The sequence below is a fragment of the Mesorhizobium sp. M0088 genome, from assembly GCF_040322895.1.
Classification (GTDB): domain Bacteria; phylum Pseudomonadota; class Alphaproteobacteria; order Rhizobiales; family Rhizobiaceae; genus Mesorhizobium.
The window spans coordinates 96,008-117,051 of the sequence record NZ_JAMYUI010000020.1 but is presented as its reverse complement, the minus strand read 5'-3'; the positions used below and the strand labels follow the sequence as shown (position 1 = coordinate 117,051).

At 63.6% G+C, this 21,044-nt stretch carries 21 protein-coding genes; 12 read left to right on the top strand and 9 right to left on the bottom strand.

The genetic code is table 11. From position 1 onward, the window contains the following. Window positions 1-179: 179 nt before the first annotated feature. Window positions 180-1,229: a LacI family DNA-binding transcriptional regulator gene (locus NKJ67_RS23610; protein ID WP_352583392.1), complete on the bottom strand. Its 1,050-nt coding sequence runs from the start codon at window positions 1,227-1,229 to the stop codon at window positions 180-182. 193 nt (window positions 1,230-1,422) lie between these two features. Here NKJ67_RS23610 and NKJ67_RS23605 point away from each other — a divergent pair, with 193 nt between their 5' ends. Both NKJ67_RS23605 and NKJ67_RS23600 read left to right on the top strand, forming a co-directional pair. Further along, complete coding sequence (locus NKJ67_RS23605) at window positions 1,423-1,752, top strand: MoaF-related domain-containing protein (protein WP_352583390.1); 330 nt, start codon at window positions 1,423-1,425, stop codon at window positions 1,750-1,752. A gap of 128 nt (window positions 1,753-1,880) precedes the next feature. Beyond that, a complete protein-coding gene (locus NKJ67_RS23600; RefSeq protein WP_352583388.1) occupies window positions 1,881-2,324 on the top strand; it encodes a hypothetical protein in 444 nt (147 codons plus the stop codon). Here NKJ67_RS23600 and NKJ67_RS23595 read toward each other — a convergent pair. The 5 genes from NKJ67_RS23595 to NKJ67_RS23575 form a co-directional block, all read right to left on the bottom strand. After that, complete coding sequence (locus NKJ67_RS23595) at window positions 2,321-3,262, bottom strand: heme-dependent oxidative N-demethylase family protein (RefSeq protein WP_352583386.1); 942 nt, start codon at window positions 3,260-3,262, stop codon at window positions 2,321-2,323. The two genes, NKJ67_RS23600 and NKJ67_RS23595, sit on opposite strands and share 4 nt — an antisense overlap. A 12-nt stretch (window positions 3,263-3,274) precedes the next feature. Beyond that, window positions 3,275-3,937: an aminotransferase class IV family protein gene (locus NKJ67_RS23590; RefSeq protein ID WP_352583384.1), complete on the bottom strand. Its 663-nt coding sequence runs from the start codon at window positions 3,935-3,937 to the stop codon at window positions 3,275-3,277. Further along, complete coding sequence (locus tag NKJ67_RS23585) at window positions 3,886-5,031, bottom strand: aminodeoxychorismate synthase component I (RefSeq protein ID WP_352583382.1); 1,146 nt, start codon at window positions 5,029-5,031, stop codon at window positions 3,886-3,888. The genes NKJ67_RS23590 and NKJ67_RS23585 overlap by 52 nt, the downstream gene beginning before the upstream one ends. A gap of 179 nt (window positions 5,032-5,210) precedes the next feature. Continuing rightward, the gene (locus NKJ67_RS23580) at window positions 5,211-5,951 is read right to left on the bottom strand and encodes a helix-hairpin-helix domain-containing protein (RefSeq protein WP_352583380.1); all 741 of its coding nucleotides are present in this window, start codon (window positions 5,949-5,951) and stop codon (window positions 5,211-5,213) included. Window positions 5,952-6,312: 361 nt separating this feature from the next. Next, the gene (locus NKJ67_RS23575) at window positions 6,313-8,145 is read right to left on the bottom strand and encodes a M3 family oligoendopeptidase (protein ID WP_127290769.1); all 1,833 of its coding nucleotides are present in this window, start codon (window positions 8,143-8,145) and stop codon (window positions 6,313-6,315) included. A gap of 177 nt (window positions 8,146-8,322) precedes the next feature. Here NKJ67_RS23575 and NKJ67_RS23570 point away from each other — a divergent pair, with 177 nt between their 5' ends. The 3 genes from NKJ67_RS23570 to NKJ67_RS23560 all read left to right on the top strand — a co-directional run bounded on the left by NKJ67_RS23570 (window position 8,323) and on the right by NKJ67_RS23560 (window position 12,445). Continuing rightward, window positions 8,323-9,858, top strand: a complete 1,536-nt coding sequence (locus NKJ67_RS23570) for a sigma-54-dependent transcriptional regulator (protein ID WP_352583378.1) — start codon at window positions 8,323-8,325, stop codon at window positions 9,856-9,858. A gap of 403 nt (window positions 9,859-10,261) precedes the next feature. After that, a complete protein-coding gene (locus tag NKJ67_RS23565) occupies window positions 10,262-12,088 on the top strand; it encodes a peptidoglycan L,D-endopeptidase MepK (protein ID WP_352583376.1) in 1,827 nt (608 codons plus the stop codon). A 165-nt stretch (window positions 12,089-12,253) separates the two neighbouring features. Further along, entirely contained in the window at window positions 12,254-12,445 is a 192-nt protein-coding gene (locus NKJ67_RS23560) for a hypothetical protein (RefSeq protein WP_352583374.1), read from the top strand. Window positions 12,446-12,518: 73 nt separating this feature from the next. On the opposite strand, the gene NKJ67_RS23555 is transcribed toward NKJ67_RS23560, so the two are convergent. Beyond that, complete coding sequence (locus tag NKJ67_RS23555; RefSeq protein ID WP_352583372.1) at window positions 12,519-13,157, bottom strand: 2-dehydro-3-deoxy-phosphogluconate aldolase; 639 nt, start codon at window positions 13,155-13,157, stop codon at window positions 12,519-12,521. A gap of 311 nt (window positions 13,158-13,468) precedes the next feature. Between NKJ67_RS23555 and trhO the strand changes: the two genes are divergently transcribed. The 3 genes from trhO to NKJ67_RS23540 all read left to right on the top strand — a co-directional run bounded on the left by trhO (window position 13,469) and on the right by NKJ67_RS23540 (window position 16,258). Further along, the gene (gene trhO / locus NKJ67_RS23550; protein ID WP_127268076.1) at window positions 13,469-14,389 is read left to right on the top strand and encodes an oxygen-dependent tRNA uridine(34) hydroxylase TrhO; all 921 of its coding nucleotides are present in this window, start codon (window positions 13,469-13,471) and stop codon (window positions 14,387-14,389) included. A gap of 117 nt (window positions 14,390-14,506) precedes the next feature. Then, on the top strand, window positions 14,507-15,244 hold the full coding sequence (locus NKJ67_RS23545) for a tellurite resistance TerB family protein (RefSeq protein ID WP_127809400.1): 738 nt from the start codon (window positions 14,507-14,509) through the stop codon (window positions 15,242-15,244). Between the two features lie 258 nt (window positions 15,245-15,502). Further along, complete coding sequence (locus NKJ67_RS23540) at window positions 15,503-16,258, top strand: SDR family oxidoreductase (protein ID WP_352583369.1); 756 nt, start codon at window positions 15,503-15,505, stop codon at window positions 16,256-16,258. Here NKJ67_RS23540 and NKJ67_RS23535 read toward each other — a convergent pair whose 3' ends face one another. Then, entirely contained in the window at window positions 16,259-16,624 is a 366-nt protein-coding gene (locus NKJ67_RS23535; RefSeq protein WP_352583367.1) for a YciI family protein, read from the bottom strand. A 152-nt stretch (window positions 16,625-16,776) separates the two neighbouring features. Further along, window positions 16,777-17,961, bottom strand: a complete 1,185-nt coding sequence (locus tag NKJ67_RS23530) for a pyridoxal phosphate-dependent aminotransferase (RefSeq protein ID WP_352583365.1) — start codon at window positions 17,959-17,961, stop codon at window positions 16,777-16,779. 83 nt (window positions 17,962-18,044) lie between these two features. Between NKJ67_RS23530 and NKJ67_RS23525 the strand changes: the two genes are divergently transcribed. The 4 genes from NKJ67_RS23525 to denD all read left to right on the top strand — a co-directional run bounded on the left by NKJ67_RS23525 (window position 18,045) and on the right by denD (window position 21,021). Then, window positions 18,045-18,731 (top strand): GNAT family N-acetyltransferase, encoded by a 687-nt coding sequence (locus NKJ67_RS23525; RefSeq protein WP_352583363.1) that lies wholly within the window; start codon window positions 18,045-18,047, stop codon window positions 18,729-18,731. A 10-nt stretch (window positions 18,732-18,741) separates the two neighbouring features. Further along, entirely contained in the window at window positions 18,742-19,725 is a 984-nt protein-coding gene (locus NKJ67_RS23520) for a cation diffusion facilitator family transporter (protein WP_352583361.1), read from the top strand. Window positions 19,726-19,814: 89 nt separating this feature from the next. Continuing rightward, on the top strand, window positions 19,815-20,027 hold the full coding sequence (locus NKJ67_RS23515; protein WP_128308117.1) for a hypothetical protein: 213 nt from the start codon (window positions 19,815-19,817) through the stop codon (window positions 20,025-20,027). 16 nt (window positions 20,028-20,043) lie between these two features. Then, window positions 20,044-21,021 carry a D-erythronate dehydrogenase gene (gene denD, locus NKJ67_RS23510; protein ID WP_127326656.1) on the top strand — a complete coding sequence of 326 codons (978 nt, stop codon included), beginning with the start codon at window positions 20,044-20,046 and terminating at the stop codon, window positions 21,019-21,021. Window positions 21,022-21,044 lie beyond the last annotated feature (23 nt).

The following is a 21,044-nucleotide window of genomic DNA, read 5'->3' as shown; positions in this document are numbered from 1 at the left end:
GGAATTTTTGCCCGGCGGCCATGCGCTACATCACAGATCATTGTCACAAACCAGAGAAAAGCGCCAACTAGCGGCTACGCTGCGTTGGCTACGTGGTTAAGGCTGAAACCGTGGATGAATGGCTCTACCCGAACCGAAGTTAGCTCATTCGCCAAGCGCAAGCGACGTGCCCCGTCCGTTCAAGGGATTTTTGCCCTCGGCGCAGCTGTGGACGCCCGAACGACCAACTCCACGGGCAGAACGACTTGGCGGGGCGGTTGGTTGTCAAGAACCATGCGGGCGGCGAGCCTGCCTTTTCCGATCACGTCTTGCGCGACAGTCGTCAGCGGAGGTGTGGTGCGCGCGGATTCAGCAGTGCCATCGAAGCCAATGACCGACACGTGGCCCGGCACCTCTATGCCGCGACAAACCGCCTCGTCGAGTATTGTGATCGCCTGCCAATCCGACATGGTCAGGATCGCGGTCGCTTCAGGCACATTGTCGAACACAATCGCTCCAGCAGCCGGCTCGCCTGGCGTCGTCTCGATGATCGGGACATCGTCGATCGACAGGTTCGCCTCGGCCAAACCCTGTTTGAAGCCGTCGAGCCTCTCGTTGTCGAGCGAGAAGCCGGCTAGAAGCGGGCGCTTTGCCTGTCCGGGCATGTGCACGATCGGAGGGCCTGGAGTCCTCCGTATGGACAGGATAGCAAAATGTCGGTGTCCCAGCCCGGTCAGATGCCGGACGGCAGCGATCGCACCACTCCTGCCGTCGATCTTTATCGAATTGATGTCGGGACCTGCGTCGCTTTCGAGAATGACGAAGGGCATACGCCGTCGTTGTGCCGATGTTATGAGGCCGATATCCGCGCTGTGACCAAGGATGAAGCCGTCGACCAGGGCCTCGCGGATATTGGCGATGCGCGTGTTGTCGGTGCCGTTTACAAGACTGAGCGCCGCTCCGGCCTCGTCGCAGGCGAGCGAAACGCCTAACACCAACTCGCGGAGATAGGGACTTCTGAGCACGTCGGAGATGGCGTAGGCACCAGGCGGCATGAACCCGATGGCGTTGAACTTGCCATCCCGCAGCAATCGACCCTTTGGATCGGGGCCGCCAAATCCAAGCGCTCGCGCAGCCGCTTCGACACGTTCGCGCAACTCAGGCCTAACCAGCTCCGGCCGGTTGAAGACGTTGGAAACAGTGCCCCGGGAAACGCCGGCAGCCTTGCCCACGTCGGCTAGCGTTGGCATTGCGATTCACCCATTTACCTTCAGTTAGACCATTTTTTGGAGCGCTCCAAGAATTTTGTTGACTGGAAAGTGGAAAAGGCGGATCGTATCACTTGGAGCGCTCCAAGCAGGCGTATCTGGGCATTTTTCGCGACTGAAACATCGAAGATCGTCAAATGGCTTGGTCCCAACGGCCACGCCCAGGGAGGGAGTTATGGCAGAAACCAATGTTTTTCCCGCCTCGCTTATCGGTAAGACTTTCGACTGCGTTTTCGGCCCGTTCGTACCCCGGCTGACGTTTTTCTCGCCGGAAGAACTACATGTGCGTGCGTCGATCGGAGCCACCAAAATTGACGAGGTGGTCAAGATCGACATGACCAGCGTACGCCCGAACCTCGTGCTCATGAGCTGGACGGAGCAGAGCGGCAACTTCATCGTGCAGTTGCAGGATCATGAGAACGGGATCGTCCACAATTATGCGCGGCTGGCCGACGGGCAGCTCTTCTGTGCCCAAGGCGCCATTCAAGCCGTTTCGCCTGCGTGACGCTCCCGCGTCGGGGCCCGGCAAAGTGCGGCATCGACCGGCATACTGCTGTTTCCTAGTTGAAGTACTTCGGATTACGATCTGCTGAATTGCCGTCATCGATTTCCCTATTGAAGGAGGAAAGTGCGATGGAACTCGCTTACGACAGTCATCTGCTTGCCCGAATTCTGCTGAGCGTCGCGACCGTGGGCTACGGTTTGGTGACGATCAAAGCCGACCTCAACGCCACCCACGCCACCAATCCGCTGTGGACTCCGCACGCCCGGTTTCACGTCGTTTGGCAGGTGCTGAGCTACACCGGAGTCGCGCTGATTGCGCTGGGGCTTATCTGGATTGGAGGGCCACTCCAAGCCGAGCGGCTCTATCTCGCCGGGGGATTGGGCGTCGCCATGTATGGAGCGTTCTTCGTGGCCATGCTTTCACGACCGATCTATGGCGGCGTGCTCTACGACGAGAACGGCTACCTGCCATTCCGACCGCCGTTCGGACCGGCGGGTTGGCGGTGGGATGTCAACGTCACCGTCTTTAGCGCGATGTCCGCGATCCTGCTGCTGGGCCTAGCCGCGATTTAGGACAGCGCCAGCGCCCCGAGCCGGTCGACTAGCCGATCGCGGTCTGATGTCAGGCCCTTGTAGTCGAGCTGAGCGAGATCGAGCGCTTCGAGCTGGGCGGCGAAAGACGCCGCGAGCTTCGCCCGATCAGGGTGCCTGGCCAGCACGGCGAGCGGATCGAGATGGATGCGGATGGTGAACAGGATATCGCGTGAAACAGGCAGTTTGCGCAGGGTCTGCCGCTCGACGCGGATGAACGCATGGGCGTCGATGTCGCCATCGGGAAAGCGCGACGGCCGGTTGGTGGCGCGGTCGATGCGCTGCAGGTCGGAGAGCGGATGATAGAGCGCGTTGTCGGACTGGATCGACCAGTTGTAGCGCTCGACGGCCTGCCCCTGGAGGCCATCGAACATCCGGTTGATGAGTTCCGCCGGACGCGTGCCCGGGCCGAAACCCGGCACCGGCGCGTGGATGTCCTGCAGCGGCTTGCCGAATTTTTCCAGGAGCGACCAGGACGAGGGGAAGCAAAGCGAGCCGGCAACCAGCCGCCAGCCGCTGTCGCCACGGCGCATCAGGATCAGGTCTTCCTGGACGAGCTGTGAGGCCTTGGCCAGCGGCGCATCGGCGAGGGAAGCAGGCAGTCGGTTCGCCGCGCCCGCCACCTCGACGCCTGGTCCGCCGAGCCGATGGGTTTCGGGGAACCTCTCCAGGAGATGCGCAGCGAGCAAGTCGAGCACTTCCTGCTGGGCATCGCGCGTGCCGTCCTCTTCGACGAAAACGCGCTCTGGGATTTCGGCATAGAGCCGGTGCTTCTCGGCGAGATACGGCAGCAGATGGCCGTCGATCTCGATCCAGTCCGCCGGATCGAGCGGCTTCAGCCCGATACTGAACAGTTTCGACGAGCCGTCATAGGGCGTGTGGGTGGGGAGCGTATGCTCTGGGGGCGTGTGAGTGGGCACAGTCGTCCTGTTTCAGGTCAGTCTTGCGGGGATCAGTCCGCGCAGCGAATTGCCGACGAACAGGGACTTGGCGGATTTCAGATCGTCCAAGCTGTAGATCGCTTCGCGGGCGCGGCCTTCATCCAGAAGCTGCGCGCGCAATACACCAGGCAGCAGGCCGCAGTCGAGCCGGGGCGTGGCCAGCACGCCGTCGCCGAGATCGGCAAAGACATTGGTGATCGTGCCTTCACAGATCTCGCCGCGCTCGTTGGCCATAAGCACCTCGTCGGCCTGGGTGATGAGGTGTTCGGCGCGGGCACGCGTGTAGAGCTGCCGCCGGCTGGTCTTGTGGCGCAGCAGCGTGTCGTGCGAATCGAGCCCCGTCCGCGCCAGCCGCAGCATCCAGACCTTGTCGGCGGCGAGCGGTTCATAAGGCTGCGCCGAGGCCGCCACCTCACCATCGTGCGACAGGACGAGCCGCGTGCGCATGGCAACGCCGGAACCGCCGACTGCGCTGCTCAGTGCCTCGCCGACCGTGCCTGGATCGCAGTGGAAGCCGAGCTCCGCCGCCGAGCCATAGAGGCGCGCAAGATGGCGATCGAAGCGCAGGAAGCCCGGGCCGGGTTCCCAGCGCATGGTCTCGATCAACTGAAAGTCGGCGGTGTTCCCGTCGCGAAGCGCGCTTTCAGCAGACACTCCTGATACTCCTCCTGCGCCGTCGAATCGAAGACGACGCCGCCTCCGACATTGTAGACGGCCTCGCCGCCCGAAAAGAGCGAGATGGTGCGGATCGCCACGGAAAAGCGCATCGGGCCGCCGGGCGCGATCCAGCCTATGGCGCCGCAATAGGCATCGCGGGGCGTGCCTTCCAGGTCGCGCAGGATCTCCATGGCACGGATCTTAGGCGCGCCGGTGATCGAACCGCAAGGAAACAGCGCCGCGAAGATCTGGCGGATAGAGAGACCCGGCAGCAGTTTGGCCCTGACGTCGCTCACCATCTGATGCACGGTCGGGTAAGTCTCGATGCGGAACAGCGCCGGCACGTCCAGCGTGCCGACCTCGCTGATCAACGAGATATCGTTGCGCAGGAGATCGACGATCATGCGGTTTTCGGCCTGATTCTTCTCGTCATTGCGCAGGAAGATCTTCTGCCGTTCGTCCTCGGCCTTGGTCGCGCCTCGCGGCGCCGTGCCCTTCATCGGATGCGTCTCGATCATGCCCTCGGCGTCGATCTCGAAGAACAGTTCAGGCGAGCGCGACAGCACGATGGGTTCACCGAGCGCGATCAGCGCGCCATATTTCACCGGCTGACGTTCCGTCAATGCATCGAAGGCGGCCAGCGGCTCGCCTGACCATTGCGCATGCACGGGAAAGGTCAGATTGCCCTGGTAGCAATCACCTTGCCGGATGTGCTGGTGCAGCCGCGAGAAGCGTTTTTCATAATCCTCGGGCGACCACGTCGCACGGGCGTCGAAGATAGGGCCGTTGGTCGCCGTGGTGTCGCGCGGCGGCACCGCCTCTTCGACCGGGGCATCGAAAACCCCAAGGCACACGAGTGGGGCCCGGCGTCCATTCGGCAGCAGGGGAACGAGCTTGGGTTCGAGCAGGTAGCCCGCCTCATACGAGAAATAGCCGGCAAGCCATTTGCCTGCATCATGCGCGGCTTGTGCTGCTTCCAGAGCCGGTTCGAAATCCCCTGCTTCGTGCGCCACGATGACATCGGCCGGCCGGTCGAAAACGAGCTGGCGCGCGCTTTTGTCATTGCGAAAAATTGCGGCGGGCAGGGACATGGGACTCATGCTGCGGTCTATGAAGCATCAACCGCTCTATATGGGGTGCCGCCCGCGCGCAATCGAGGGAACGGCACGCTGCCTCTTAAAGCCGACGTTTGGGCCAACTCAGGAACCAAGAGCAAACGGCGGCGCCGATATGGCGCCGCCGCTTGCAATCTTCAGGTCTCGCCTGGCGATCAGCTGTTGCTGGAGGTTCCGGCTGTTGGAAACTGCTTGGCGAATTCCTTCTCGTTGCCGGCGGCGAGCAGCTTGGCCTGCTCGATCCAGCGTTCGCGCGCGATGCGGCCGTCGAAATTCATGATGTCCTCGATCCGTTTGATATCGGCCGTGGTCCAGGACGCGATCTGGGCGAAGTTGGTGACGCCTTGCGCCTTGAGCAGCTTCTCGTTGACCGGACCGATACCGATCAGCCGGCGCAGATTGTCGGGCTTGCCGGATGCTGGACCGGCTGCTGGTTTGGCTGTTGCAGGCTTGCTCGTTGCGGATTTGGCTGGAGCCGAGGTTTTGGTGACGGCGGGTTTCGCCGCCGCCTTGGCAGAGACCGGCTTGGCAGAGACCGCTTTCGCAGCGGCGGCCGGTTTAGCCGGCGCGGGCTTTGTGGCGGCGGATTTGGCCGGCGCGGGGGTCGACATCAGGGCCGCCGGCGCCTGGCTTGCCGGCTTTGCCGCGCTGCTTCCGGCGGCAGGTGCGGCCGACGCTTCACGCAGCCGGCGCTCGAGGTCGGCGCGGGTCTTGCCGCATGCATCGAGTTCGCCGGTCAGGCGGTCGCCGTCGGTGCGCAGCCTGTCGCGTTCGCTGCGTGTACGGTCGAGGTCGCCGCGCAAGCTGTCGAGTTCACCGCGCAGGCGCCCCCAAAGGAACCAGCCGACCAACACGCCTATCAGGAACGCCAGGACCACGTAGAAAAAAGTGCCCATTGTCTCTCTCCAGTCAGATCCGTCTGCCGTGGGTCATGACCTTCGGCGAAGGACTACTCTTGGTGGTTCCGCGGTAAGCAGAACAGCCGGCTTCGGTTCGAGCTGCGGCGATCGGCTTTGCTTGCCCATGGCCAACGGCCGTTGTCGCGTTCGCCTGAGCGCCACGGTTGGCTGAGATTTCTCCTCGCCGATCCGCATGCGCTCCGGCTGAGCTTGGAACGAAGGCTATCATAGAGCTTGTGGAAAGCTATCGGAAAACTTCGGTGGAGAGTACTTCAAGAACAGATATTTAGGGCGATAGTAGAGCTGTCCCAACATGCATTCCGGCTAAACTGTTAGAGCGACGCCTGAGGGACGCGTTTCAAGCGTCGAGCGCTTCCAGCTCGTCGATCAGGCCACTGATGACGCCAAGTCCGATCTGCCAGAAGGCGGGATCGGTGGCGTCGAGCCCGAAGGGCGCCAGAAGCTCGGAATGATGCTTGGTGCCCCCGGCGCGCAGCATCTCGAAATACTTGTCCTGAAAGCCGCGCTCGGCGTTCTGGTAGACCGCGTAGAGCGAGTTCACCAGGCAGTCACCGAAAGCATAGGCATAGACATAGAAGGGCGAATGGATGAAGTGCGGGATGTAGGTCCAGAACACCTCGTAGCCTTCGCGCAGTTTGATGGCGGGACCTAGACTTTCGGCTTGCACTTCGAGCCAGAACTGACCGAGCCTGTCGGAGGTCAGTTCGCCGTTCTTGCGTTCGGCATGCACCTTGCGCTCGAATTCATAGAAGGCGATCTGGCGCACGACCGTGTTGATCATGTCCTCGACCTTCTGGGCGAGCATGGCCTTGCGCTCGCGCCGGTCGGTGGTCTGGTCGAGCAGCGAGCGGAAGGTCAGCATCTCGCCGAAGACCGATGCCGTCTCGGCCAGCGTCAGCGGCGTCGAGGCCATCAGTGCGCCCTGGCCGCCGGCCAGCACCTGATGGACCCCATGGCCAAGCTCGTGCGCCAGCGTCATCACATCGCGCGGCTTGCCCATGTAGTTGAGCAGGACATAGGGATGCGCCGACGGTACGGTCGGATGGGCGAAGGCGCCAGGCGACTTGCCGGGCCGCACCGGCGCGTCGATCCAGTTGCGGTCGAAGAAGGTTCGCGCGATCTCGGCCATGTCGGGCGAAAAGCGCTGATAGGCGGACAGCACCGTGTTCCTGGCCTCGTCCCAGCCGATGATCGCCTGGGGCGTATCCGGCAATGGCGCATTGCGGTCCCAGTGGTTCATCACCTCCATGCCCAGCCAGCGTGCCTTCATCGCGTAATAGCGATGCGACAGGCGCGGATAGGCATCGCGAACGGCGGAAGCCAGGGCGTCCACCACGCTGCGCTCGACGCGGTTGGCGAGATGGCGTGAATCGGCGATGTCCTCGAAGCCGCGCCAGCGGTCGGATATTTCCTTGTCCTTGGCCAGCGTGTTGGTGATCAGCGTGAAGGTGCGCAAATTTTTGCGGAAGGTCGTGGCCAGCGCCTCGGACGCCCGGCGGCGCACCCCGCCGTCGGCGTCCTGCAAACGGTTCAGCGCCGGCTCCAGCGTCAGTTCCTCGCCGTCGATGTCGAAGCGAAGGTCGGTCATCGTCTCGTCGAACAGGCGGTTCCAGGCGCCGCGTCCGGTGATCGACTTTTCGTGGAAGAGCTGCTCGACGCGGTCCTCGAGCTGGTAGGGCTTGTCCTTGCGCAGATCGAGCACCCACGGCCGGTAGTGACCGAAGGCGGGATCGCCGACGAGCGCGCCTTCGATCGACGCATCGTCGATCAGGTTGAGTTCGAGCGCGAAGAACAGAAGGTGCGCGCTGGCGTCGGTCATCTTCTCCTGGACGTCGCCATAGAGCTTGGCGCGCTGGGGATCAGCGGTGTTTCCGGCATAAACCAGACCCGCATAGGAGACGATGCGGCCGATCAGTTCCTCCAGCGCCTCGTAGGCGACAAGCGCCTCGCCCAACCTGCCGGCGCTGCCGCGCTCGGCCTCGGCGGCCAGCGTGCCTTTCCAGCGGTTCTCGAAGCTGGTCGCATCAGTGGCGGCCTTGGCGATGTCGCGCTTCAGCTCCGGCGCATCCATGCCGGCATAGAGGTCGGCAAGGTTCCATTCCGGCAGGTCGCCCAGCTCGGCCGCGCCCTGACCGGACGCCGGCGCCGCAAGCCGCCGAGCAGAGACCATGTTGCCAGAATCCTTATGCATTGCCGACACCTTCCGTGGCCAAGGTTCAAGGGGAAACGAGAAGCCGGTCAAATCCTAAGGAATTCATTCACCGGGTTTTTTGAAACCTTATTTAGAACCCTGTGCCAAGATGGTCCACAGGGCAGGATTCCTCGGGCGGGCATAGTCGTATCAGTCATGACAGGTTCCATACTCATAGTCGATGACGATCCGGTGCAACGCCGGCTGCTCGAAGCGGCGGTGACGCGGTTCGGCTACAGCGCAATCGTCGTCGATGGCGGCGCGGCCGCTCTCGATATCCTCGATGGACCCGGCGCCCGCGAGGTGTCGGTGGTCATCCTCGATCTGGTCATGCCCGGTCTCGACGGTATCGGCGTGCTGAAGGCGATGCGCGAGCGCGACATCCACGTGCCGGCCATCGTGCAGACCGCGCAGGGCAGCATCGAGACCGTGGTATCGGCGATGCGTCACGGCGCCTTCGATTTCGTCGTCAAGCCGGCGTCTCCCGACAGGCTGCAGGCGTCGATCGGAAATGCGCTCAAGGTCGAGGCCGTCGAGGGCGAGGTCAAACGCACGTCGCGCCGGCGCGGCGGCCTCCTGACCTTCAAGGACATGATCACGCACAGCCCGGCCATGGACAGGGTGATCCGCCTTGGCCAGAAAGCGGCGGCATCCAACATCCCGATCCTGATCGAGGGCGAGTCCGGCGTCGGCAAGGAACTGGTGGCGCGCGCCATCCAGGGCAGTGGCGACCGCCGTTCGAAACCCTTCGTCACGGTCAATTGCGGCGCCATTCCCGACAATCTGGTCGAATCGATCCTGTTCGGCCATGAGAAGGGCTCGTTCACCGGCGCCACCGACAAGCACACGGGCAAGTTCGTCGAAGCGCATTCGGGCACACTGTTCCTCGACGAGATCGGCGACCTGCCGCTCGACGTGCAGGTCAAGCTGTTGCGCGCGGTCCAGGACGGCGAGGTCGACCCGGTCGGCGGACGCTCGACCGTCAGGGTCGACATCAGGCTGATTTCGGCGACGCACCGCAACCTCCTGCAGCAGGTCAAGGACGGCAAGTTCCGCGAGGATCTGTTCTACCGGCTGAACGTCTACCCGATCTTCGTGCCGCCGCTGCGCGACCGCCGCGACGACATCCCGTATCTGGTCACCCATTTCATGGAGAAGGTGGCGCCGGCCGACCCGCGTCATCGCCTGCAAGGTATTTCGGCGGCAGCGCTCGCCGTGCTGCAGGCCTATGACTGGCCCGGAAACATCCGGCAGCTCGAAAATGCCGTCTTCCGGGCCTCGGTGCTTTGCGAAGGCGATGTGCTTTCCGCCGAGGACTTCCCGCAGATACGGGCGCAAGTGGAAGGCACCGTCAACCTGGATATGGACGGCGATGCGCCGGCGCCCTCCCAGTCTTTGCAGGAGCGCGATGACGAAGCCTTGCCCGGCGAGGGCGGCCCAGCAATCGCGTTCGATCCGCCGGCAAGGCTGCAGCCTCGCTTCGGCACGTTGCGGGCGCTCGACGAGCGCGGCAATGTGCGGGCACTGGCCGATGTCGAACTCGAGATGATCAAGCTTGCCATCGATCACTACAACGGACAGATGAGCGAAGTCGCCCGCCGACTCGGGATCGGTCGCTCGACGCTCTATCGCAAGCTCAAGGAACACGGCATCGATCCGGAGACGGGCCGCGTAGACCGGCTCGCCTCCTAAGGGCGATGCCGGGCTGAGCTTCGGAATCCGGCTTGCCGCAAGGCCGACGCCAGCTTGCAATGCCACAGCAGGCCTTGTATCGCCGTTTCGGCGGCATTGTGGCTGTGTCATGGACAGCTCTGTTCACGCATTAAGGCTAACGGTAACAGATCGTGTTCGGGCCGAAGGCGGAAATCTGATCTAAACCAGCGGTTTACCAAGAAACCTTGTGAACAATTTTTGACGGGATATCGCCACGGTGTTACCGCATTTCGGCTTCAATAAGCGATGATTAACCATTAGGATCGATATTCGGGTGTGCTAATGCCACATCCGTTTGGACAAATCCGGGGACAAACGGCAGCCTGCAAGGCCTTTTGATTTGAACAGAATCGAACGACACACAAACAGGCGGCACCATCATTTGAGCGTCTGGCCGAAGTGGCTGGCAGTGTTGGTTGTCGCTTTTGGTTTTGTTGCCGCGGCTGCGAGCGGAGCCAGCGCCGAAACACGGTCGCTGAAGCTTTATCATCTCCACACCCACGAGAAGGCCGAGATCGTCTACAAGCGCAACGGCCGCTACGTTCCCGAGGGTCTCAGGAAGATCAACATCATTTTGCGCGACTGGCGTCGCAACGAGCCGACCAAGATGGATCCGCGCCTGCTGGATCTGGTCTGGGAAGCGTATCGGGAAGCCGGCGCCACGGACTACATCCAGGTCATCTGCGGCTATCGCTCGCCGTCGACGAACTCGATGCTGCGCGGCCGCAGCAGGGGCGTCGCCGAGAAGAGCCAGCACATGCTCGGCAAGGCGATGGATTTCTATATTCCCGGCGTGCCGCTTAAGAAGCTGCGCAACATCGGTCTCAAGATGCAGGGCGGCGGCGTCGGCTACTATCCGTCATCCGGTTCGCCGTTCGTCCACATGGATATCGGCAATGTGCGCCATTGGCCCGGTATCAGCCGGCAGGAACTGGTCAGCCTGTTCCCCAATGGCAAGACGCTGCATGTGCCGAGCGACGGCAGGCCGCTGCCCGGCTTTGAGCAGGCGCTCGCCTCCTACAAGGCGCGCAAGGGTTCAGGCTCGCCGGCCATCGAGATGGCCAGTGCTGGCGGCAGCGGCAAGAAATCAGGTGGCTTCCTGTCGGCTTTCTTCGGTGGCGGCGGCGACGACGAGGCCGACGACAGCGCCGATGTCCAGACCGCTTCGGCCGCCCCTCCGCCCAAAGCGAGAAACCTGAAGCCGGCAGCGGCAGCCAAGACCAGCAACCTCCCGGGCATTGCCATCGTGGCGCCGGAGAATGCGCGGCGCGCCGAGATTCCGCAGGTGGCCGAGCAGCAGGCTCCGGAGCCGGAAGAGGACACGCCGGAGACGATCATCGCGGCATTGCCGGCCCGAAGCGTTCCGCTGCCGGATTTCGCACCGCGGCCGAAAGCCGATGTCGGCGCTCAGCAGCCTGAGAATGTTCCTTTTGCGATGGCGGAGGCGACAGCCACCACCGAGCAGGCCGTGGCGACCGCGCATGCGCCGGCGAGCGTTCCTTTCGGCGTGGCCGATGCAACGGCTTCGGCTAATCCGGCCCAGGTCGCGGTCAACAACATACCGTTGCCGACATGGCGTCCCGACAATTCGCTGCCGGCCGCTTTGGCTGCGGCGCCCAGCAAGGATGTGCTGATGGCGCTGGCCGAGACGGCTGATCAAAGCAAGACGGCGACCGATGCGTTCTCGGTGCTGCCGACGGCGCGGCCCGAGATGGCCAGGCCGGATGCGGTCAAGGCCGTGCTCGACGAGGCCAATGCCCAGGTCGGTGCGGCCGATTACCAGCTTGCTTCCTTGTCCGGATCCGAGCCGCGTTCGGCGTTCAACGATCCGGGCACCAACGCCGCTTCGCCGCGCGATGCCGTCGTTGCCCGCCCAGTCGGTTCCGATCCGGCCGCCGCGATCGGCGCCGGCGTCAAGACGACCCGCAAGGAATCGAGAGCCACCGCCCGCGACCTGAAGCCAGGCCCCAAGGCCATGGTGGTTGCAGCCGCACCGCAGGCCGCCCGCTGGGCATTGACCAGCGGCGACCATGTCGCCACCGTTTCAAGCGCGACGACGGCGCCGGGCTACGCCTACAGCATCGTGCACACGGCGCCGAGCGAGGTCTACACGGCCGGCTTCCAGCCGAGCAGCCAGGTGGCCGATGCCAACCGCTTCACCGGCAACGCCGTCAAGTTCATGTCGGTAGCCCGCTTCCAGACCAAATGACGGCAGATCAATCGGCAAAGCCGCGCCGGGCAACCAGCGCGGCTTTTTGCTGTTCAGCGAACCGGGCCAGCCTGCACGGTCACGCGCGGCTGAACTTCTCGTGAAGCCGGAACGGTCGGCCTATTCCCCGGGTTAATACAGGTTCGTTCAAACCCGGGGAGATCCATGAAGAACATCCTATTGGCATCGGTCATCGCATTGGCAACCGCTTCGGCGGCCATCGCCCCTACGCAGGCCGAGACCATTGTCGTCAAGACTCATGACCATATGCACATGAAGAAGCACTGCGGCACCAAGGTGGTCACAAGCTCGAAGCATCACCACAGGGTGGTTGAAAAGGTTCGGGTCTGTAGCTGATCCGGTTCGGAGCCGATTTGGCAAACCCGGTCGACGCGAGTCGGCCGGGTTTCTTCATCCCGTGGCCGAGGCCTTATTTCGCAAGCTTGCTCGCGGCGCGCGCCAGGGCTTCGATCTCGTCCCACTTGCCGGCCTTGACGAGGTCGTCGGGCGCCACCCAGGAGCCGCCGACGCAGACCACGTTGGGCAGGCTGAGATAGTCGGCCGCGTTCTTGGCCGAGATGCCGCCGGTCGGGCAGAATTTCACATCGGCGAGCGGCGAGGCAAAGGCTTTCAGCGAAGCGATGCCGCCCGACTGCTCGGCCGGGAAGAATTTCAGGAAGCGCAAGCCGGCTTCCCGTGCAGCCATGATCTCGCCGGGCGTGATGGCGCCGGGCAGCAACGGAACATCGCTGCCGGCGGCGGCCGACAGAAGCTCGCGGGTGATGCCGGGGCTGACGATGAACCGAGAGCCCGCGGCAGCCGCCTCTTCGAACTGCCTGGCATCGAGAATGGTGCCGGCGCCGACGATGGCGTCCTCGACTTCACCAGCGACCCGCCGGATCGCTTCCAGCGCGTCGGCGGTCCTCAGCGTGATCTCGATTGCCGGCAGGCCGCCGCGCGCCAGCGCGCGCGCCAGCGGCACGGCACTGGCGATATCAGAGATCTTCAGCACGGGGATGACCGGCTGGCCGTTGAGGAGCGACAGGAGTTTTTCGGTCTTGCTGGGCATGTGTCTCTCCGTAGCGTGGACAATTCAACCGATTAGCAGAAGGCCGTTTTCCTGTCCACGAAACCGGCCGTGTCGCGATGTCACGTGTCGCCCATGCTCGCCAAGCTTAGCTCACAAAGGCGGCTGCCAGCTCGGCGGCGGTGTCGGCAGGTTTGTGCCGGCAGCTTTGTCAGGATAGGAATTTTTTCTTGACTCCCTGATCTCAGCTATGGTACAAATTCGCCTATGGTGCAGATTTGCGCCCGGGACCTCCGAACAGGATGCCTGCTTTGCCTTGAATAGGCTTTCGTGAGCGTCTAGTGGCTTCGGCAATGACATCACTTCCACCCTTCCGCGTCGCAGCGCTCTACCGGTTTGCCCGGCTCGACGCTTTCGAAGAACTGCGCGCGCCGCTCGCCGCCTTCTGCTGCGGGCGCGGCATCAAGGGCACGCTGCTGCTGGCGCATGAAGGCATCAACGGCACCGTCGCCGGCAGCGAGGCGGCAATTGCCGAACTGATCCTGTATCTCGAAGCCATCGAAGGGCTGGCGGGCCTCGAGGTCAAGTACAGCGCAGCCGCGGACATGCCGTTCCACCGCATGAAGGTGCGGCTGAAGCGCGAGATCGTTACCATGGGCGTCGACGACATCGATCCTTCGAAAAGTGCCGGCACCTATGTCGCGCCGGCCGACTGGAACGCGCTGATTTCGCAGCCCGGCACTGTCGTCATCGACACGCGCAATGCCTACGAGGTGTCGATCGGCACATTCAGGGGTGCGATCGACCCGGCCACCGCAAGCTTCCGCGAGTTCCCGGCCTGGGTGGAGGCGCACCGGGGGGAACTCGAAGGCCGCAAGGTGGCGATGTTCTGCACCGGCGGCATTCGCTGCGAAAAGGCAACCGCCTATGTCAAATCGCTCGGCTTCGAGGATGTCTTCCATCTCAAGGGCGGCATTCTCAAGTATCTCGAAGAGGTTCCGGCCGAACAGAGCCTCTGGCAAGGCGAGTGCTTCGTCTTCGACGAGCGCGTTTCGGTGTCGCACGGCCTCGCCGAGGGCGAAGCGGAACTGTGCCGCGCCTGCCGTCACCCGCTGACACCGGGCGACCTGACGTCGCCCAAATTCGCCGCCGGTATTTCCTGCCCGCATTGTTTCGATGCGCGTTCGAACGAGGACCGCCAGCGTTATGCCGAGCGCCAGCGCCAGGTCGAGCTTGCGCAGGCGCGGGGCAGAGAGCCGCATATCGGCTCCTGATCCAGGCATCGAGCTGCTGCAAAGCGGCCGCCTGTCATTGCAATGTCAAGTTTCGGGACCTACGTCTTCGACGTTCGAAACCTGCCCGTTCGGCCGGGCAAATCCTGGAGGCACTGAATGTTCGATCCCAAGAAGCTTCTCGACGATCTGCTCGGCTCGCAAATCCCCGGCACCAGTGGCACCGTCCGCGACAAGGCGGGGCAGGCCGTGCAGATGGCCAAGGACAATCCGCTGGCCGCCGGCGCACTGGCCGCCGTGCTGCTTGGAACTGGTGCCGGTCGTAACGTGACGGGCGCCGCGGTGAAGCTTGGCGGACTGGCTGCCATCGGCGGCCTCGCCTACAAGGCCTACCAGAACTACAAGGCCGGCAACGCACCCGCCGAAGCACCGGCGGCCGGCGAACCGGAATTGCTGCCGCCGCCCAAGGACACCGCCTTCCACCCGTCGCAGGCGCCGCAAGGCGAGGACGAATTCACGCTGACCCTGATACGGGCGATGATCTCGGCGGCGAAGGCCGATGGCCATATCGACGATGAAGAGCGCCAGAAGATCGCCGGCAAGCTCAGCCTGGCCGGCATAGACTCCGATGCCGAAAAGTTCCTGATGGCGGAGCTGGCAAGCCCGCTCGACCTCGACACGCTGGTCGCCGGCGCCAAGACCGACGCGCAGAAGCTCGAACTCTACACGGCGTCGCGCCTGACCATCGATCCCGACACCCGCGCCGAGCGTGGCTACCTCGACCTGCTTGCAGGCCGGCTCGGCCTGCCGGACGCGCTGGTCGACCATGTCGAGGCAACGGTTTCGGCGGCCAAGGTGCCGGCCAAGGCAGGGACGTCACCCAATCCGCGCTGGTAGGCCAAAACGGCACAGGAGGCGCTTTCCGGGTTAACCTCTCGTTAACCCAGCAAGCGCATCATTCAACACAGTCGGATCGGCTTTTCCTCCTCCCAAGCCCGGTTCAGATCAGGGGCGGTCGCCAATGGCCGCCCTTTTTGTCGGCCCGATCAGATGGACACGCTTGCCATCGCCGCCGTCATTTGCGATGCCTTCCTTTTTCGAGCCAAACCCCGAAAATCAGTCGAGCAAGCGCAGCGCTGCCGGAGGACAACAGCCATGACCGAACAAAGAACCGCCATCGTCACCGGGGCCGGCACGGGCATCGGCAAGAGCGTCGCCACGGCGCTGCTCAAGGCGGGCTGGAACACAGTGTTCTGCGGACGCCGCAAATCCGTGCTGGATGCAGCCGTGGCCGAGGCCGGGTCCACCGACGCCAACGCCCTGGCGGTTGCCTGCGATATCAGCAAGGCAGGCGAGGTCGACGATCTGTTCGAGACCGTGGCGGCGGCCTTCGGCCGTGTCGACCTGCTCTTCAACAATGCCGGCATGGGCTACAAATCGACGCCGATCGACGAGATACCGGTCGAAGTGTGGAACGATATCGTCGGCGTCAACCTCACCGGTTCGTTCCTGTGTGCCCGTGCCGCCTTTGGCGCCATGCGCAAGCAGAAGCCGATGGGTGGCCGCATCATCAACAACGGTTCGGTGTCGGCCTATGCGCCGCGCCCGGGCTCGGTGCCCTACACGGCGACCAAGCATGCCATATCAGGGCTGACCAAGACGCTGGCGCTCGACGGCCGGCCTTATGACATCGCCTGCGGCCAGATCGACATCGGCAATGCGCTGACCGATATGGCGCAGCCGATGACGGTCGGCGTGCCGCAGGCCAACGGCTCGATATCAGCCGAAGCGGTGATGGATGTTCAGCGCGTCGCCGACGCCGTCGTCCACATGGCCAGCCTGCCGCTCGACGCCAACGTGCTGTTCATGACCGTGATGGCGACCAAGATGCCGTTTGTCGGGCGTGGCTAGTCATTCTCCCGGTAGCTCTGCGCCGGGCAGATAGAGCGCGATAGGACGGATCTCGTAGACGGCGGTCGGATTGACGCGACGAAAGTCGCGCGCGATAGCGATGGCATCGTCCCGCGTCGGGCAGTCGACGACATAGAGGCCGAGAAGCTGTTCCTTGGTTTCGGCGAAGGGGCCGTCGACGATCATGCCGCCGCGCAAGGTGCAGGCCGATTGTGTCGCGCCAAGCCGCGCCGACGGGCCAAGGCTGCCGTCGGCATAGAGCCCTTCATGGATCTTGAGCAAGTCAGCCATCAGCGCCGTATCTTCCTGCGGCGTCAGCGCCTTGATTGCGTCTTCCACATGATAGGCAAGGATTGCATAGAACATCCGATGTCACCCCTCTTCGATCCTGATCCGAGGACCGTAGCCGTTCTCGACATGCACGCCCAGTCTTGGCCGCGCGCCTCCGGACGGCTCATGACACCGTCATGCCACAAGCCGCAAATTGTCCGGAAGAGGACAGCGGGCCGCTTTCAGGCTTACTTCGCCAGGAAGGCCCCGATCCGTTCCAGCGCCCGCAAGATGTTCTCCTCGGAATTGGCGTAGGAGAGCCTGATATAGCCTTCGCCGAGAATGCCGAAATCGGGACCGCCGATCAGCGCCACGCCGGCCTCGTCGAGCAGCGCCGAGGCGAGTTTCTTGGCTTTCCAGCCGGTCTTCGAGACGTTGGGGAAAGCGTAGAACGCGCCTTTGGGCGTGATGCAGGACATGTTGGGCAGCGCGTTCAGCCCCTCGACGACGATCTTCCGGCGGCGGTCGAAGGCGCCCATCATCTTGTCGACATCGTCTTGCGGGCCGTAGATTGCCGCGATGCCGGCGAACTGGCTCGGCGCGTTGACGCAGGACCAGCAGTTGACCGCCAGCTTGCGCACCTTGTCGTAGAGATGGGCGCCCTTGTCGCCATTCGGCCAGATCGACCAGCCCATGCGCCAGCCGGTCATCGCCCAGGTCTTCGACCAGCCGTTGAGCACGATCAGCCGGTCGCGGATCTCGGGAAAGCCGAGCAGCGAGCAATGCGTCTCGCCATCATAGGTCATGACGTCGTAGATCTCGTCGGAGAGGATGGCGACCTGCGGATGCGCCTCCAGCCCCTTGACCAGTTTCTCGATCTCGGCACGCGGCGTGACGCCGCCGGTCGGATTGGCGGGCGAGTTGAGGATCAGCAGCCTGGTCTTCGAAGTGATCAGCGCCAGCGTCTCCTCGGCGGAGAAGGCAAAGCCGTTTTCCTCGCGCATCGGCACGGGAATAGGGGCTGCACCGGTGAACTCGATCATCGAGCGATAGATGGGGAAGCCTGGATCGGGATAGAGGATTTCGGCGCCAGGTTCGCCGAACATCAGGATCGCGGCGAACATGGTTGGCTTGCCGCCGGGCAGGATCATCACCGTTTCGGGCGATACTTCGACACCGGTGGTGGTGAGCGTGCGGCGCACCACCGCCTCGCGCGTCGCCAGCAGGCCATTGGCCGGTGTATAGCCGTGATGGCCGTCGCGCAGCGCCTTGATCGCCGCCTCGACGATGTGCTGCGGCGTCTTGAAGTCCGGCTGGCCGATGCCGAGATTGACAATGTCGCGGCCTTGTTGGGCAAGTGCTGTGGCCCTCGCGAGCACGGCAAAGGCGTTTTCCTCGCCAAGGCGGTCGAAGGCCGAAATCGTGTGGAGCATTTTTCCCGTCCGTGTGGTTCTTGCTGTTGGGTCGCGTTTTTGTGAGCTTCGGCTGGCAAAAGTCAAACGGATTGGAGCTTTCGGTGTCGGAAAATCTCAGGGATTGGCAACCGCGCCCGCGGCCCGAACGCAAGACCATCGACGGAAGCACTGTCCGGCTCGAACCGCTGAGTGCCGCAAAACATGGCGATGGCCTCTATGAAGCGTCCTCCGTGTCCGACATCGACGGCCGCTTCGCCTGGTTGCCCGATTATCCGCCGGAGACCCGCGCCGCCTTCCAGCCATGGCTGGACAAGGTCGAGGCCAGCGAGGATCCGCTGTTCTTCACCGTCATCGACAAGGCCAGCGGCAAGGTCGCCGGACGCCAGACGCTGATGCGCATCGATCCGGCGTACGGCGTCATCGAGATCGGCAACATCTATTGGGGGCCGCTCATCTCGCGCAAGCCGGGAGCAACCGAAGCGCAGTTCCTGTTCATGAAATACATCTTCGACGAGCTCGGCTACCGCCGCTACGAATGGAAGTGCAACAACCGCAACGAGCCATCGAAGCGGGCCGCCGAACGGTTCGGCTTCAAGTTCGAAGGCATTTTCCGCCAGCATCTGATCGTCAAGGGTGAAAACCGCGATACTGCGTGGTATTCGATCATCGACAAGGAGTGGCCGGCGCTGCGCAGTGCCTATGAGGCGTGGCTCGATCCGGCCAATTTCGATGGCGACGGCCAGCAGAAGCGACGGCTCGAGGATTGTCGCGCGGAATTCGGCGCCTAGGAGTTCGCCATTGGCACATACCCACGATCACAGCGGGCACGATCACATTGGGCACGATCATGGGCCCGGCCATGTCCATGGCTCGACCGACAAGAAACGCGTTCTGATCGCAGCCTGCCTGACCGGCGGCTTCATGGTCGCCGAAGCGCTTGGCGGCATCCTCACCGGCTCGCTGGCGCTGCTGGCCGATGCCGGCCACATGCTCGCTGACTCGATCGCGCTCGGCCTTGCCTGGTATGCGTTTCATCTTGGCGGCCGTCCGGCGACCGTTCGCCTCACCTATGGCTTCGGCCGGGTCAAGACGCTGGTGGCCTATACCAACGGCATCGCCATCTTCGTCATCGCGCTGTGGATCGTCTACGAGGCCTGGGGGCGCCTGCAGGCGCCGGCACCGGTGCTTGGCGGGCCGATGCTGGTGGTGGCGATCCTCGGCCTGCTGGTGAACATCGGCGCGTTCTTCGTGCTGCATGGCGGCGACCGCGAAAGCCTGAACATGCGCGGCGCCATCCTGCATGTGCTTGGCGACCTGCTCGGCTCGGCGGCGGCCATCGCGGCGGCGCTGGTCATCCTGGCGACCGGCTGGACGCCGATCGACCCGATCCTGTCGGTCCTGGTCTCGCTGCTGATCCTCTACACGGCGTGGTCGCTGATGCGCGAAGCCGCCCATGTCCTGCTCGAGGGCGTGCCGCCAAGCCTCGACCGCGATCTGATCGCCAGGGATCTCGAGGCGACCGTCCGGGGGGTGCGCGAAGTGCACCATATGCATGTCTGGTCGCTCGACGGGACCAGCAACATGGCGACGCTGCATGCCTGTCTCGACGAGGGCGTCGATGCGCATCAGGCGGTGAGTGCCGTCAAGAAGCGGCTTGCCAGCGAGCACGGCATCAGCCATGCCACCGTGGAACCGGAATTCGGCCAGTGCGCCGACGACGGCGACGAGCACGAGCATGGGCACGAGCATGAAGCGGCTGCATATCACGACCACCATCACTAGGACCGGATCGATCGATGTCGATTGTCCTGCCTCGGGAGTTGCAAAACCTTGAAAACCAGCTTGATGAACACCCGCTGCCCTGGTGCGGCGTGATGGATCGTGACACCAGGAATGCTCTTGTCGCTGCCGTGTGGATCATGCTTCTGTTTGGCATCGGCGCCTACTATCTGCCGACCGTAATGCTGGCACTCGGCAGCCTTTCGACGGTGCTGGCCGGCGCCTTTGGCATCGTCTTCGTGCTGGCGTTCTTCTCGGTGTTCTGGTTGCGGGCCCGCAACCAGCGTAAAAATCAGGGTAAATAGGCAAGGGATTTTCGATATGCGCATTCTGATCACTGGCGCCGCGGGTATGGTCGGCCGCAAGCTCATCGCCCGGCTGGCCAAGGACGGCACGCTGCGCGGCCGCAAGATCACGGCGCTGGATTTACACGATATCGTGCCGCCGCAGGCCCCGCGCCTGGATGGCGTCAGCGTCACGCTGCACACTGGCGATCTCGCCGAAGCGGGTGCCACTGAGCGCCTGGTCGCATCGCGACCCGACGTCGTGTTCCATCTTGCCGGCATCGTGTCGGGCGAGGCGGAAGCGAATTTCGATCTCGGCTACCGCGTCAATCTCGATGGCACGCGGGCCCTGTTCGATGCCATCCGGCTGGCGGGCTTTGCGCCGCGCGTCGTCTTCACCTCGTCGATCGCGGTGTTCGGCGCGCCGTTCCCGGATGTCATTCCCGACGACTTCCATCCGACGCCGCTGACCTCCTACGGCACCCAGAAGCAGATGAGCGAAGCGCTGCTGGCCGACTATACCAGGCGCGGCTTCTTCGACGGTATCGGCATCCGGCTGCCGACGATCTGCGTGCGGCCGGGCAAGCCGAACAAGGCGGCGTCCGGCTTCTTCTCCGGCATCATCCGCGAGCCGTTGAGCGGCCACGAAGCGATCCTGCCGGTGCCGCGCTCGGTCGTGCACACGCATGCCAGCCCGCGCTCGGCGGTGAACTTCCTGATCCATGCGGCAGGGATCGACGGCAGCGCAGTCGGGCCGCGCCGCAACCTGACGATGCCCGGCGTTGCCGTCACCGTCGGCGAGCAGATCGAGGCGCTGGAACGCATCGCTGGGCCGAAGGCGGTAAGCCTGATCCGCGAGGTTCCGGATGACACGATCTGGGCGATCGTCAAGGGCTGGCCGACGCGCTTCGAGGCAAAGCGGTCACGGGAGCTCGGCTTCAGCGCCGAAAAGAGTTTTGACGAGATCATCCGCGCTCACATCGAGGATGAGCTCGGCGGCAAAATCGCGGGTTAAACTCCGAACCTCGTGGCGCCGGC

What these genes read in the sequence shown, in the direction of transcription:
- NKJ67_RS23540 (WP_352583369.1), top strand. Translation starts at nt 15,503, where the DNA reads ATGACCGAACAAAGAACCGCCATCGTCACCGGGGCCGGCACGGGCATC.
- NKJ67_RS23555 (WP_352583372.1), bottom strand. Translation starts at nt 13,157, where the DNA reads ATGCCCAGCAAGACCGAAAAACTCCTGTCGCTCCTCAACGGCCAGCCG.
- NKJ67_RS23575 (WP_127290769.1), bottom strand. Translation starts at nt 8,145, where the DNA reads ATGGTCTCTGCTCGGCGGCTTGCGGCGCCGGCGTCCGGTCAGGGCGCG.
- trhO (WP_127268076.1), top strand. Translation starts at nt 13,469, where the DNA reads ATGACATCACTTCCACCCTTCCGCGTCGCAGCGCTCTACCGGTTTGCC.
- NKJ67_RS23585 (WP_352583382.1), bottom strand. Translation starts at nt 5,031, where the DNA reads ATGTCCCTGCCCGCCGCAATTTTTCGCAATGACAAAAGCGCGCGCCAG.
- NKJ67_RS23530 (WP_352583365.1), bottom strand. Translation starts at nt 17,961, where the DNA reads ATGCTCCACACGATTTCGGCCTTCGACCGCCTTGGCGAGGAAAACGCC.
- NKJ67_RS23600 (WP_352583388.1), top strand. Translation starts at nt 1,881, where the DNA reads ATGGAACTCGCTTACGACAGTCATCTGCTTGCCCGAATTCTGCTGAGC.
- NKJ67_RS23580 (WP_352583380.1), bottom strand. Translation starts at nt 5,951, where the DNA reads ATGGGCACTTTTTTCTACGTGGTCCTGGCGTTCCTGATAGGCGTGTTG.
- NKJ67_RS23610 (WP_352583392.1), bottom strand. Translation starts at nt 1,229, where the DNA reads ATGCCAACGCTAGCCGACGTGGGCAAGGCTGCCGGCGTTTCCCGGGGC.
- NKJ67_RS23535 (WP_352583367.1), bottom strand. Translation starts at nt 16,624, where the DNA reads ATGTTCTATGCAATCCTTGCCTATCATGTGGAAGACGCAATCAAGGCG.
- denD (WP_127326656.1), top strand. Translation starts at nt 20,044, where the DNA reads ATGCGCATTCTGATCACTGGCGCCGCGGGTATGGTCGGCCGCAAGCTC.
- NKJ67_RS23545 (WP_127809400.1), top strand. Translation starts at nt 14,507, where the DNA reads ATGTTCGATCCCAAGAAGCTTCTCGACGATCTGCTCGGCTCGCAAATC.
- NKJ67_RS23570 (WP_352583378.1), top strand. Translation starts at nt 8,323, where the DNA reads ATGACAGGTTCCATACTCATAGTCGATGACGATCCGGTGCAACGCCGG.
- NKJ67_RS23560 (WP_352583374.1), top strand. Translation starts at nt 12,254, where the DNA reads ATGAAGAACATCCTATTGGCATCGGTCATCGCATTGGCAACCGCTTCG.
- NKJ67_RS23605 (WP_352583390.1), top strand. Translation starts at nt 1,423, where the DNA reads ATGGCAGAAACCAATGTTTTTCCCGCCTCGCTTATCGGTAAGACTTTC.